11 protein-coding genes, 1 tRNA gene and 1 pseudogene are annotated in these 13,143 nt (G+C 65.4%); 11 read left to right on the top strand and 2 right to left on the bottom strand.

Going from position 1 to position 13,143, the window contains the following annotated elements; genetic code table 11:
* Positions 1 to 65 precede the first annotated feature (65 nt).
* Complete coding sequence (locus tag FLO80_RS16870; RefSeq protein WP_111367142.1) at positions 66 to 656, top strand: rhodanese-like domain-containing protein; 591 nt, start codon at positions 66 to 68, stop codon at positions 654 to 656.
* Positions 657 to 686: 30 nt separating this feature from the next.
* On the opposite strand, the gene FLO80_RS16865 is transcribed toward FLO80_RS16870, so the two are convergent.
* A tRNA-Ala gene (locus tag FLO80_RS16865) sits at positions 687 to 762 on the bottom strand.
* Between the two features lie 83 nt (positions 763 to 845).
* Between FLO80_RS16865 and FLO80_RS16860 the strand changes: the two genes are divergently transcribed.
* The 7 genes from FLO80_RS16860 to FLO80_RS16830 all read left to right on the top strand — a co-directional run bounded on the left by FLO80_RS16860 (position 846) and on the right by FLO80_RS16830 (position 8,448).
* On the top strand, positions 846 to 1,547 hold the full coding sequence (locus FLO80_RS16860) for an SDR family oxidoreductase (protein WP_111367144.1): 702 nt from the start codon (positions 846 to 848) through the stop codon (positions 1,545 to 1,547).
* Between the two features lie 136 nt (positions 1,548 to 1,683).
* Positions 1,684 to 3,312 carry a thiamine pyrophosphate-binding protein gene (locus FLO80_RS16855; RefSeq protein WP_111367147.1) on the top strand — a complete coding sequence of 543 codons (1,629 nt, stop codon included), beginning with the start codon at positions 1,684 to 1,686 and terminating at the stop codon, positions 3,310 to 3,312.
* Between the two features lie 362 nt (positions 3,313 to 3,674).
* Positions 3,675 to 4,739 (top strand): Hint domain-containing protein, encoded by a 1,065-nt coding sequence (locus FLO80_RS16850; RefSeq protein WP_111367150.1) that lies wholly within the window; start codon positions 3,675 to 3,677, stop codon positions 4,737 to 4,739.
* A gap of 196 nt (positions 4,740 to 4,935) precedes the next feature.
* Entirely contained in the window at positions 4,936 to 5,556 is a 621-nt protein-coding gene (gene rpsD / locus FLO80_RS16845; protein ID WP_111367153.1) for a 30S ribosomal protein S4, read from the top strand.
* Positions 5,557 to 5,696: 140 nt separating this feature from the next.
* Complete coding sequence (gene hisC, locus FLO80_RS16840; RefSeq protein WP_111367156.1) at positions 5,697 to 6,779, top strand: histidinol-phosphate transaminase; 1,083 nt, start codon at positions 5,697 to 5,699, stop codon at positions 6,777 to 6,779.
* Positions 6,779 to 7,696: a prephenate/arogenate dehydrogenase family protein gene (locus FLO80_RS16835; protein ID WP_111367160.1), complete on the top strand. Its 918-nt coding sequence runs from the start codon at positions 6,779 to 6,781 to the stop codon at positions 7,694 to 7,696. The genes hisC and FLO80_RS16835 overlap by 1 nt, the downstream gene beginning before the upstream one ends.
* On the top strand, positions 7,693 to 8,448 hold the full coding sequence (locus FLO80_RS16830) for an extensin-like domain-containing protein (RefSeq protein WP_111367164.1): 756 nt from the start codon (positions 7,693 to 7,695) through the stop codon (positions 8,446 to 8,448). The genes FLO80_RS16835 and FLO80_RS16830 overlap by 4 nt, the downstream gene beginning before the upstream one ends.
* Positions 8,449 to 8,819: 371 nt before the next feature.
* On the opposite strand, the gene FLO80_RS16825 is transcribed toward FLO80_RS16830, so the two are convergent.
* Positions 8,820 to 9,821 (bottom strand): DUF2125 domain-containing protein, encoded by a 1,002-nt coding sequence (locus FLO80_RS16825; RefSeq protein ID WP_246156713.1) that lies wholly within the window; start codon positions 9,819 to 9,821, stop codon positions 8,820 to 8,822.
* Between the two features lie 67 nt (positions 9,822 to 9,888).
* On the opposite strand from FLO80_RS16825, the gene FLO80_RS16820 reads away from it, so the two are divergent.
* The 3 genes and pseudogenes from FLO80_RS16820 to FLO80_RS16810 form a co-directional block, all read left to right on the top strand.
* Positions 9,889 to 10,419 (top strand): gamma-glutamylcyclotransferase, encoded by a 531-nt coding sequence (locus FLO80_RS16820; RefSeq protein ID WP_111367172.1) that lies wholly within the window; start codon positions 9,889 to 9,891, stop codon positions 10,417 to 10,419.
* A gap of 104 nt (positions 10,420 to 10,523) precedes the next feature.
* Positions 10,524 to 11,765, top strand: coding sequence for a biopolymer transporter ExbB (locus tag FLO80_RS16815; protein WP_246156712.1), 1,242 nt, complete (start codon positions 10,524 to 10,526; stop codon positions 11,763 to 11,765).
* A 4-nt stretch (positions 11,766 to 11,769) separates the two neighbouring features.
* Positions 11,770 to 13,143: pseudogene (locus FLO80_RS16810) on the top strand (peptidoglycan -binding protein); the annotation flags it as partial.

Below are 13,143 nucleotides of genomic sequence, written 5' to 3'. Positions count from 1 at the left end.
GAATGGCGACCCGCCGGGTGGCCGCGCCGGATCGCGGGGTTTCGGTAAAAAGGAAAGGTAAGAGGATGAAGAAATTTGCAATGATCGCGGCGTTTCTGGCCACGCCACTGGCGGCGCAGGAGCCGGTGAACATCACGCCGGACATGATGTCGGTCACGGTCGAAACCGCGCAGGGCCCGGTCGAGATCAGCCGGATTCAGGACAATGACAACCGGCTGACGGGCGATTTTTCCATGACCTCGCGGCCTTGTCCGAATTTCTGCATCCAGCCGATGGTGCCCGCGCCGGGCGTCACCCCGATTGGCGAACTGGAAATGCTGGGGTTTCTGAACGATCCCGACGTGGTGGTCATGGACGGCCGGGTGCGGCCCGATTTTCGCGGCGGCGCGATCCCCGGGGCGGTGAACGTGCCCTATACCGAAGCCGCCGATCGCCTGCATGAGCTGGGCTGCGAGCCTGATTTCGACGGGTTCATCTGTGATGGCCCGGATGTGAAATCGGTGGCGCTTTACTGCAACGGTCCATGGTGCGGCCAGTCGCCCACCGCCGCGCGGCGGATGATCGAGGCTGGATTCCCGGCCGAGAAGATTTACTACTATCGCGGGGGCATGCAGGTCTGGCGCGCGCTCGGGCTGACGGTGACGCAAGCGGAGTGACCCGGAGGCCCGATGTGGCGTGGTGGCGGATGGTGGAGCCGAGGGGAATCGAACCCCTGACCTCGTCATTGCGAACGACGCGCTCTCCCGACTGAGCTACGGCCCCGACACCGGGAGAAATGCTGTCGAGTCGGGGCTTTGACAAGGGCCAAAGTGCCGCAGTGAATATCCATAGAGGAGGAAAGAGACGTGAGCGAGAAAACCTGTCTGATCATCGGGGGTGGCCGTGGCATGGGGGCCGCGACCGCGCGCGAGATGCATGCCCGCGGGTATCGGCTTGCGCTGATGTCGCCATCGGAAAACTGCGAGACGCTGGCCGCGGAACTGGACGGTGTTGCGCATCGTGGCCGGGCCGAGGTGGCCGAGGACACGAGGGCGGTTTTCGACCTGACGATGGAAACCTATGGCCGGATCGACGCCTGCCTGATCCACGTGGGCGGCCCGCCCAAGGGCGATCTGCTTGAGATTGCCGAAGAGGAGTGGGACCGGGCGCATGAGATGGTCATGAAGCCGGTGATCCGGATGGCGAAACTGCTCACCCCGGTGATGGAGGCACAGGGCGGCGGGTCGATCGTGAACATCACCACCTTTTCGGCCTTCGAGCCGTCGCTGATCTTTCCCACGTCGAGCGTTTACCGCGTCGGCGTGTCGAGTTTTGCCAAGCTTTATTCCGATCGCTACGGCGCGGCGAATATCCGCATGAACTGCCTGTTGCCGGGCTTTACCGACAGCCTCGACCTGCCACAGAAATATGCCGACATGTCGGCGCTGGGCCGGTTGGCGCGGGCCGAGGAGCAGGCCAAGGCGGCGGCGTTCCTGCTCACTGACGATTCGAGCTATATCACCGGGCAGAGCCTGCGCGTGGATGGCGGCGTGACACGGGCCATGTAAGGCGCGATTGGAGCCGCTGTGCGGCTTGGCGGTGGTGGCGCAACGTGGTCTAATATTGCCATGCCACACCAGACTGGTAGAGAGCCCGTCTTGGATGAAGCCGTGACAGCCGCGAACAGGAAGGGATCAGGGGAACATGTCGGAAAGCAAGGACTATACCTATCAGTCGATTGCACGTTCGGTGCTGGATCAGGGCGTTGACACGATGTTCGGGCTGATGGGGGATGCGAACCTCTTCATGGTCGATCATTTCGTGCGCAACTGTGGCGGCACCTTCGTGCCCGTCGCATACGAGGGCAGTTCGGTGCTGATGGCGCTGGCCTATTCGCATGTGGCGGGACGCGTGGGCGTGGCGACGGTGACGCATGGGCCGGGTCTGACCAATTGCACGACCGCCCTGACCGAGGGCGCGCGCGGTCATGTGCCCATGGTTCTTCTGGCCGGGGATACGCCGGTGATGAACCCGCAGCACCTGCAGGGCATCGACCAGCGCGAGTTGGTCAAGGTGACGGGATGCGGGTTCGAGCAGATGCGTGCGCCCGAGACTGCATCCTATGACATCGGCCATGCGTTCTATCGCGCACGAGTCGAAAAGCGGCCCATCGTGCTCAACATGCCGGCCGATTTCATGTGGCAGGAAACCGTGCATGAAAAGAAGGTGTTCGAGGTTTTCGAGACACCCGCCTATGTGCCCGAGGGTGACGGTGTGGATCAGGCAATCGGCATGATCGCATCGGCGCGGCGGCCGATCATCCTTGCCGGGGCAGGGGCCGTGGGCGCGCGCGACAGCCTGATCCGGCTGGCCGACCGGTTGGAGGCGCCGCTGGCCACGACGTTGAAGGCCAAGGGGCTGTTCAACGATCATCCCTATAACATGGACATTTTCGGCACGCTCAGCACCCCGGCGGCCTATGAGGTGATCGACAAGGCCGATTGCGTGGTCGCCTTCGGCGCCAGCCTGCATGCCTTTACCACCGATCAGGGCAAGCTGATGAAGGGCAAGCGGGTGATCCAGATCAACGAGGACCCGGCCCAGATCAGCTTCAATTACCATCCCGACGCGGCGCTGGCCGCCGATGCGGGGCTGACCGCCGACAACATCGTTTACTGGCTTGACGAGGCCGAGATCGCCCCCAGCGGCTTTACCGGCGAGTTGGACATGAAAACGCTGACCGCGCATCCGCCCGGGCAGGCCGACAAGGCCAAGCCGGGCTATGTCAATTACATGTATGCGCTGGATCGTCTGGAAGAGGCGCTGCCCGATAACCGGGTTCTGACCACGGATGGCGGGCGGTTCATGACCGAGGTCTGGTGCCGCGTCTCGGCGCCCGATCCGAAGAGTTTCATCGCCACCACGAATTTCGGCTCGATCGGCATCGGCCTTCAGGAGGCGATCGGGGCCAGCGTTGCGGCACCCGATCGGCCCGTGGTGCTGTTCACCGGCGATGGCGGGTTCATGATGGGTGGGCTCAACGAGTTCAACACCGCCGTGCGATTGCAACAGGATCTGATCGTGGTGCTTTGCAACGATTCGGCCTATGGGGCCGAGCATATCCAGTTTCTCGACAAGCGCATGGACCCGGGGCTTGCGCAGTTCGACTGGCCGTCCTTTGCCGAGGTCGCAACCGCGCTGGGCGGGCAGGGGGTCTATGTGCAGTCGGCCGAGGATCTGGACGGCGCGATCAAGGCGATCGAAACGCGCGACCGGCCGCTGTTGATCGAGCTCAGGCTTGATCCGAACGATGTGCCGCGGATGCGGATCTGATCGCGATACTCCCGGGTCTGTGGCCCTAAGCCTTCTTCCTTGCCATGGTGATGGGGCTGGTCGGCGAGCGGGTGTGACAGTGCCCGTGTGCCGAGGGGCACCGGCAGGGGTCGAGCGGGTTTAACGGGCCGACATGAGTGTGCGAGGAAGTCGTGGGCCAGAGCGGGTCGAAACTCTCGGGTTCGGTCACGTTGAAGGTGAATTTTTGATGCAACTAAAAGGCGTTACCAACCGTTCCTGATGTGTCACATCAGGATTTTCAGCAACAGTTTGCGCGTGATCGTCATCCCGGTGGGTTGGCCGGACGAATCGCCTCTGTTACCGTCGAGGCAATAAAAAACGACAAGGCAGGTAATCAGGCAATGAAAACGGGCTTTCGCGGCACGTTTGTCATCTCCTGGTCGCAGACGGAAGTGGACGGCTTGGGTGCCGCGCCGGTTTATGCACTGAATGTCGGGGCGACATGGCTCTGGCGTGGGGAAGCGGTGCGCGTGGATGGCCCTGGTGAGCTTTTGCGGCTGGAACAGGCGGACGGGGAACAGAATATTCGCAAGCGCGCGGCACGGGTGGTGCATCGGCTTGTCGGGGCGGCGGTGCATGACAGGACGCGATTGGAAGATGTCGAGCCGGACCGGCCGCTTCTTGACAACAATTTCGTCGTGACGGATGGCAGCCGCAGCTATACCGTTACCTTGATCAACGTGGCACCGGGGCAACCGCCACTGTTGATGTTTTTCAACGACATGCCCCCATGTGACCGGGAATTTTGGGTCGTTTATCAAAGCTATGAGGGGCCGGTGCATGATCCGGCGGGGCCGGACGCGGGGGGCGTGATCTGTTTCACCCCCGGCACGCGGATCGAAACGCCCGAGGGGCCGCGGCGCGTCGAAGACCTGCGCGAGGGTGATCGGGTGCAGACCAAGGACAACGGCGCGCAGGACGTCCTGTGGATCGGGTCGCGCCGGATGACGGGTGCACGGCTTTTCGCGATGCCGCGCCTCAGGCCGGTGCGCATTCGGGCCGGGGCGTTGGGTGTCGGGCGCCCCGACGAGGAACTGATCGTGAGCCCCGAGCATCGCATGGTGGTCAAGGGGTCCGTGGCGCGGGCGCTCTTCAACACCGACGAGGTGCTGGTGCGCGCCAAGGACATGGTGAACGGGCGTGATGTCGTGACCGACAGCCAGTTGCGCGAGGTCACATATGTGCATCTGCTCTTGCCCGCGCATCAGGTGGTCTGGGCCAATGGCGTGGAAACCGAGAGCTTTCACCCCGCGAACACCGCCATCTCGACCCTTGGGGCGCGGGATCGCGAGCGGCTGTTGCGGAGGTTTCCGGCGTTTGAATACAGCCCGCGATCCTATGGCGACTATGCAAGGCGCAACCTGTCGGAGTCGGAAGCGGCGATCATGAGGCATGAGGCGGCATAAGCCGCGCCGTTCGGCCTGTCCTCGATGCCTGCCTTTCCGGTTGACACGCGCAGGCTCTGATCTATAAGCGCGGTTTCATTGGTGTTGGTGGCCCCCGCAAGGGGATGCCTGTCGGGTGCCGGGAAACCGGGTAAGACCAGAGGACAACGCCCTTCCATAGTGGCCCGCGGGGCCATGCATCAGAAGGAGACCAGCCGTGACCAAACGCACGACTGCCAAGTACAAGATCGACCGCCGGATGGGCGAAAACATCTGGGGCCGTCCGAAATCCCCCGTCAACCGCCGCGAATACGGCCCCGGCCAGCACGGCCAGCGCCGCAAGGGCAAGCTCAGCGATTTCGGCATCCAGCTGCGCGCCAAGCAAAAGCTCAAGGGGTATTATGGCGACCTGACGGAAAAACAGTTCCGCCGCATCTATGCCGAGGCCGAGCGGGTCAAGGGCGACACCGGTGAGCACCTCATCGGCCTGCTGGAACGCCGTCTTGATGCCGTGGTCTACCGCGCCAAGTTCGTGCCGACCGTGTTCGCCGCGCGCCAGTTCGTGAACCACGGCCATGTTCTGGTCAATGGCAAGCGGGTCAACATCCCCTCCTACCGTGTGTCCGAGGGTGACGTGATCGAAGTGCGCGAGAAATCCAAGCAGATGGCCGCCATCCTGGAAGCGACCCAACTGCCCGAACGTGACGTGCCCGATTACATCGACGCGGATCATTCCAAGCTGAGCGCGACCTTCGTGCGCACGCCGTCGCTGGGCGATGTGCCCTATCCGGTGATGATGGAACCGAACCTCGTCGTCGAATTCTACGCGAAGAACTAAGCCGCTTCGCAACAGGATCGAAAAGGGCCGCGACGGGATGCCGACGCGGCCCTTTTTTATGCCCGGCCCATGCCGTTGCGGCACGTTTCCGTCTGGATCGGACCGGACGGGGCCGTTATCAACACCCCAAGGAGACCGCGATGCACAAGATCGAACCCCAACCGGGCATCATGGAGATCGACCTTTATGTCGGCGGCAAGTCGCGCCTGGCCGGGCATGACGAGGTGCTCAAGCTGTCGTCGAACGAGAACCCGTTGGGATCACCCCCGGTGGCGGGCGAGGCGCTGGCCCGGGCGGCGGGCGATGTGCATCTTTACCCGCCGACCGATCACGCGGACCTGCGCGCGGCGATCGGCGCGGTGCATGGGCTCGACCCCGAGCGCATCATCTGTGGGGTCGGTTCGGACGAGGTGCTGCAATTCGTCACCCAGGCGTTCAGCGGCCCGGGGGACGAGATCATCCATACCGAACACGGATTTTCGATGTATCCGATCCTGGCCCACATGGCGGGGGCGACACCGGTATGCGTGCCCGAGGCGGGGCGCGTGGTGGATGTGGATGCGATCCTGCGCGCGGTCACCGGGCGGACGCGGCTGGTGCTGATCGCCAACCCGGGCAATCCGACCGGCACGATGGTGCCAGAAGGCGATCTGGAACGGCTGGCCGGGGGGCTGCCGGACCATGTGATCCTCGTGATCGACGGCGCCTATACCGAGTATGCCGAGGGGTATGATGGCGGTGCGGCACTCGCCTCGGAACGGCCCAATGTCTTGATGACACGCACCTTTTCCAAGATCTACGGGCTTGGTGGGCTGCGTGTCGGCTGGGGTTATGGACCGCGTTCCATGATCGACGTGATGACCCGTATCCGCCAGCCCTTCAACCTTTCGGTGCTGCAACTGGCGGCGGCGGAGGCGGCGGTGCGTGATCGCGACTGGGTCGCGCGTTGTGCTGCGCTGAACGCAAAACAGCGGGCGCGGCTGATCGGGGCATTGCGGGAGATGGGCATCGCTTGCGATGACAGCCATGCCAATTTCGTACTTGCCCGCTTTGCCGATGAGGCGCAGGCGACGGCGGCGGATGCGGCGTTGCAACGAGACGGGATCATCGTGCGGCGGGTCACGGGATACGGGTTCCCCGAGGGGCTTCGGATCACCGTGGGTGACGCGGTGCAGACCGGCCGCGTGATCGCGGCATTGGGGCGCTGGCGGGAGGGCGTGTGATGGCGGCGCCATATGAACGTATCGCCCTGATCGGCCTCGGTCTGATCGCTGGTTCGATGAGCCTCGCGCTGCGCCGTGCCGGTTACGAGGGCGAGATCACCGGCCATGCCAGAAGCGCCGAGACGCGCGAGATCGCCCGCGAGATCGGCCTTGTCGACCGGGTCTGCGACAGTGCCGCCGAGGCCGCCCGCGATGCCGATCTGGTCGTGCTTTGCGTGCCCGTGGGGGCGATGGGATCGGTCGCGCGCGAGATCGCCGCCGTGCTCAAACCCGGGGCCACGGTGTCGGACGTGGGGTCGGTCAAGGCGGCGGTGTTCGAAGCGGTGGCGCCGCATCTTCCTGAAAACGTTCACTTTGTTCCGGCGCACCCGATGGCGGGAACCGAGCATTCGGGGCCGCGTTCGGGCTTTGCCGAACTGTTCGACAACCGCTGGTGCCTGATCGTTCCGACCGAGGGCACGGAGGCGCAGGCGGTCGAGCGGGTGGCGGCGTTTTGGCGGATGCTGGGGGCCAATACCGAGGTGATGGAGGTCGAACACCACGACCTTCTCTGCGCCATCGTGAGCCATATCCCGCATCTCATTGCCTACACGATGGTGGGGGTCGCCGACGATTTCCGCCGGGTGAGCGAGCAGGAAGTGATCAAGTTCTCGGCCGCGGGGTTTCGCGATTTCACCCGGATCGCGGCCTCGGACCCGACCATGTGGCGTGATGTGTTTCTCAACAACAAGGAGGCGACGCTCGAGATCCTTGGCCGTTTCACCGAAGAGCTTTTCGCATTGCAACGCGCGATCCGTACGGGTGACGGGGAGCAATTGTTCGACTACTTCAGCCACACCCGCTCGATCCGGCGCGGGATCATCGAGGCGGGGCAGGACACGGATGCGCCCGATTTCGGCAGGGTCAAGCCGAAATGAAGCTCAAGGTGCTGATAACGCTTGCTTTATTGCCCCTTCCCTTCGGAGCTTGCGCGGCCCCGCCCGAGTCATCCCTGCGCCCGTCGGCGCGGGCCGAGACCGGTGCCCCGGCGCCCGGCGCGGAGCGGCAGGAGCGGCGCGGTCTCGGGCTTGGGCGTGTGTTGCGGCCCAAGCAGCGCGGTGAGGGGGTGCGGATCTTCGCGTCAAAGCGTCAGCGGGCGATTCGGCGCGGCATGGTTTGTGGCGATCCGTCGATTCAGGGCGAGACGGTGGGGCGTGTGCCGGGAAAGATTAACGGATGCGGGGTAAACGACGCGGTAAGGCTGCGCTCGGTGGCCGGTGTCACGCTGAGCCAACGGGCCGTGGTCGATTGCGGCACGGCCAAGGCGCTGAAAACATGGGTGGAAACCGGCATGAAACCCGCCCTCGGTCAGCGGGGCGGCGGGGCGAGCCAGATCAGGGTCGCGGCGCATTACGCCTGCCGGACGCGCAACAGCAAGACCGGGGCGAAAATCTCGGAACATGGCAAGGGACGGGCCATTGATGTGGCCGGTGTGAGGCTGAAAGATGGTAGCGAAATCAACGTGTTGAACCATTGGGGCCGGGGCTGGCGCGGGCGTGCGCTCAAGCAGATGCATGCGCGCGCCTGCGGCCCTTTCGGCACGGTTCTGGGCCCCGCCGCCGACCGGTATCACCGCGATCATTTTCATCTCGACACGGCGCGCTATCGCGCGGGGACATATTGCCGTTAAGGATATGTTGTGGCACCGCGCCGCGTGGTTAACGCGTTGCCATGCGCCGAGAACCGGGGGGTGATCCTCGGCTGCGCCGCGGCTGTTCTGCGTACACCGCCGCACCGCGGTATCGGTTAGGGAAAAATTGATCAATGCACCGCGCGGTGGCCCGCCCCCGGGAAAACTGTCCCGGTTGGAATTTCGAGTATTTCTGACCAAGAAAGAGCACAGGCGTGTATGTGTTCTTTCTTGGGAAAAATACTCATTGGCCGGGGCTTGCGGATGGCGCGGCGGCGAGGGTGCGTGAACGCGGGTGAACTCCGGGGGCGGGGGCCGAGCGTCGCGAGGCCCCCGCCCCTGAGCGACGCGCGTCAGCGCGGCGCCAATCCTTAGCGGAGCCGCAGCACCGGGGCGGGGCCGAGCGGGACCGGGCCGAGCGAGACCCGGTCGGCGGTGAAATCGAGCGGGATGTCGAGCGTTTCGGGATTGCCGGAAAGCTGCGCCACGAGAGCCAGCCCCTGTTCGAGCCGCGTGCCCCAAGTCGGGCCGATCCAGCCGAGGTCGCGGGCGAGGGTGAGGATATCGCGCCAGTTCTGTGCCTTGACGGTGAGCCGTCCGGTGGGTCGCCCGTTGCGGTCCACGTCGAGCGTTCCGGCGAGCTTGAGTTCGAGCTGGCCCCAGCGCGCTTCGGCCAGCCTGAGCCGGATGCGCCGTGGCTGGGGCCGGGCCTCCGAGAGAGCCGAGAGATCCCAAGCCGTGTCGAACTCCACCTCGAGATCGGCGCGCAGCGCGTCGAGCCGTCGCGGCAATGCGCCGCCGGTGCGCAGGCCGGCCCGGTCGGGCAGGGCGGGGGTGAGGCCGTCGGCATTGACCGCGAAGCGATAGCCGGAGGGCGCGCCGGGCAGGCGGGTCACGGCGGCCTGCATCCCGTCGAGCGTGGTGATCGCATCGTCATCGGTGGTGATCGCCATGGCTCCGGCGACGAGGTTCATCCGCTCAAGCGGCAGGGTGGGGGTCGCTTCGGTCACAAGGCTGGCGCGCATCTCCTTGCTGGCGATGTCGTAATGGGCCAGCGGGGTCGAAAGGCGCTGGGTCTCGGGCCAGGCGGCGATGATGTGGTTGGGCCGGTAGCTGAGCGCGAAGATCTGGAAGAACGGCGCCGACCATGCCAGCCCGGTTTCGGGATCGGCCAGCACGGGCCGCTCGAACGTGGCATCGACCCGGTTGGGAAAGCCGCGGATGGTGAGATCGGTGTATTCGGCCTGCCAGCCTTCGGCGCGGCGCGCCTCGAACCACGCTTCGAACCCGTTGCGGGTGCCGATCATGGCGGCATACCAGTAGGCCGACCAGCCCAACCCGGCGACGATGATGATGATCAAGAGCCGTTTCACGCGTCGCCCCCTTGTTGTCCGAGCCGCGACGTGGTGTTTACTGCCCCGCAAAAGAAAGGACCAGAGCATGTGGGTCTTCGGATACGGATCATTGATGTGGAAGCCGGGTTTTCCGCTGGCCGAGCGGCGCATGGCGCGGTTGATGGGGTATGCGCGCACGTTCTGCATGCGCTCGATCCATCATCGCGGCACGCCCGAGCGTCCGGGGTTGGTGCTGGCGCTCGATCAGACCGAAAAGGCATGGTGTGACGGGATCGCGCTTCGGGTCAGTCCAGGCCACGAGGACGAGACCCTTGCCTATCTGCGTGAGCGTGAACTGATCTCCGCCGCCTATCTGGAGCGGCGCTTGCCGGTCGTGCTGGAGGGCGGTGGCGAGGTCGAGGCGCTGTGTTACGTGGTCGATGCCGATCACGTGCAGTATTGCGGCGGGCTCGATCTGGAAGAGCAGGCGCGGATCATCGCGGGCGCCGAGGGGGGCATGGGGCCCAACGACGAATACCTGATCAACACGGTGACGCATCTCGACGAGATGGGCATTCACGACCCCGATCTGCAATGGCTGGTGCGGCGGGTGCGGAATTATCATCAGGTGCCGTGAAGAAAGGCGGGCAAGCCGCCCTGAAACATCAATATTCCTTGGCTTGGGCGCGGTGAGGCCCTATCATCGACGCTCAACGAAACAACGTGTCAGGAACCGTCCAGATGGACCAGCCGGACCGCGAGGCCGAACCGCAGTTCTCCCATCCCGTGCGCCAGATCGTGATGATGCTGGTCGTGCTGGCGCTTGCGGGGGTGGGGATCTTTTTCGCCCTGCCAAGGGTGATGCCGGTCTTTACCGCCAACCCCTATCTCAACGGGTTCATCTTTTTCGTTTTCATCATCGGTGTGCTGGCCTGCTTCTGGCAGGTGTTCCAGATGTCGCGCTCGGTGCGCTGGATCGAATCCTTTGCCGGGGGGCGGGGTGAGGCCGAGGGCGTGCATGCGCCGCAGCTTCTGGCGCCGTTGGCGACGCTGTTGCGCGGGCGGGGGCAGCGGATGCAGATCAGCTCGTCCTCGGCGCGCTCGATCCTCGATTCGGTGGCGCAGCGGATCGACGAAGAGCGCGAGATCACGCGCTATATCGTCAACATGCTCATTTTCCTTGGCCTTCTGGGCACGTTCTACGGGTTGGCGACGACCGTGCCGGCGGTGGTGGACACGATCCGCAGCCTTGCCCCGCAGGAGGGCGAAGAGGGCGTGGATGTGTTCAACCGTCTGATGGGCGGGCTTGAGACCCAGTTGGGCGGCATGGGAGTGGCCTTTGCCTCGTCGCTGCTGGGGCTGGCCGGGTCTCTGATCGTGGGATTGCTGGAGCTGTTCGCGGGGCATGGGCAGAACCGGTTCTACCGCGAGTTGGAGGAATGGTTGTCCTCGATCACCCGGCTGGGCTTTGCCAGTGGCGATCATGACGGTGATGGGGGCGGCGAACAGGCGGTTCTGGCCGGGCTCGTCGATCACATGGCCGAGCAGATGGACGAGTTGCAGCAGATGTTCGCCCAGTCCGACATGACCCGGGCGATGGTCGACGAAAAGCTGGGCACGCTGGCCGATGCGATCGAGCGGATGACCTATCGGATGAGCGACCAGAACCCGGTGCATACCGCGCTGATGCGGGTGGCCGAGGGGCAGGAGGCGATCCTTTACGAGATGCAGAACCGGCCGCCCCCGGAGGTTGGCGGGATCGACGCCGAGAGCCGGATGCGGCTGCGCTCGATCGATGTGCAGATGCTGCGCATTCTCGAGGAGATCAGCGCCGGGCGGCACGAGACCATGGCCGAGCTGCGCAATGACATCAATGCGCTGGTGCGGGTTCTGGAGCGGCGCGGCACGCGGCCGGTGCGGACGTTGAAGCTGGCGCCCGAGCATCAGCACGGCCCGGGTCAGGAACCGGGCGGAGAGGAGTAAGGCCATGGCGCTGTCGCGGCGCACAGGGCAACGGTTCCAGGCCTCGATCTGGCCCGGGTTCGTCGATGCGATGACCGGCCTTCTGCTGGTCCTGATGTTCGTGCTGACGATCTTCATGCTGGTGCAGTTCGTGCTGCGCGAGACGATCAGCGGGCAGGAGACCGAGCTTGATACGCTGTCGGCCGAGGTGGCGGCGCTGGCGCAGGCGCTCGGGGTCGAGCAGCGCCGTGCGGCGGGGCTTGAAAGCGAGTTGGCCAACACGATCGAGACGGCCGAGGCCGCGGCCGAGCGGCAGGCGTCGGTGATCGAGCGGCTCAGGGCCGAGCGCGCGGCGCTGGGTGCGGAGCTTGAGACGGCCGAGGGGCGGATCGCGACATTCGAGGAACAGGTGGCGGGGCTTCTGGCCGCGCAGGCCGAGAACCGCCAGACGATTGCCGGGCTGGAGGCGCGCGAGGCCGAGCTTGTGAGCGAGCGCGAGGCGCTTGACCTTGCGCTGGCGCAGGCGCGCGAGGAGATCGACGCCGGGGCGGAGGCCGCGCGGCTGGCGGCGGCGCGGCGCGAGGCGCTGGAGGCGCTGGTTGCGTCGCTGCGCAGTGAAAAGGATGATCTGGAAAGCGCGCAGGCGGGGCTTATGGCCGAACGGGCGGAGCTTGAAGAGCGGCTGAGCGAGGAAGAACAGGCGCGCTTGGCCGAGGCGGCGGCGGCGGAGATGTTGCGCGACCGGTTGGAGAATGCCGAAACGGAGCTTACGGCGATGACGCTGGCGCTGGAAGAACAGCGCAGGCGCGCCGAGGAGACGCTGACGCTTTTGGCGGCGGCGGAAGAGACGGGCGCGGATCTCGAGGCGCGTCTGGCGGCGGCGCTTCTGGAGGGCGAGCAAACGCAGGCGGCGCTTTCGGAAGTGGAAGAGGAAGCGTCGCAGCGGGCGCTGCGGATCGACGACCTTGAAATGGCGCTGGCGGCGGCGCTGCTGGCCGGGGAAGAACGGCAGGCGGCGCTTTCGGAGGCGGCGGAGGAGGAGGCGCAGCAGGCGGCGCGGATCGACTCGCTTGAGGCGGCACTGGCCGCGGCGCTGGCCGAGGGAGAGAGTGCGCGCGGGCGGGTCGACACGCTCGAGGCGCGTCTGGCCGCGCTGGAGACGGCGCTGGACGATACGCAGGCGCAGGCGGCGCAGTTGGAAACCCAGCTTGCCGCGCGCGAGGAAAGCTGGGCCGAGCGGCTGGCCAACGCCGAGGCGGCACTGGCCGAGGCGCAGGCCGAGGCCGATGAGCGGGGCGGTGCCGCGGCATCGTTGGCCGCGCAGGTTGCCACGCTCGAGGCGGCGTTGGCGCGCACCCGTGACACGGCACAAGGTCTGGAGGCGCAGCTTGAGGCCGAG

It is taken from the genome of Aquicoccus porphyridii, assembly GCF_008369105.1.
GTDB lineage: Bacteria > Pseudomonadota > Alphaproteobacteria > Rhodobacterales > Rhodobacteraceae > Aquicoccus > Aquicoccus porphyridii.
Note: the sequence above shows the minus strand (reverse complement) of the source record. Positions and strands in the feature narration are given on the sequence as shown.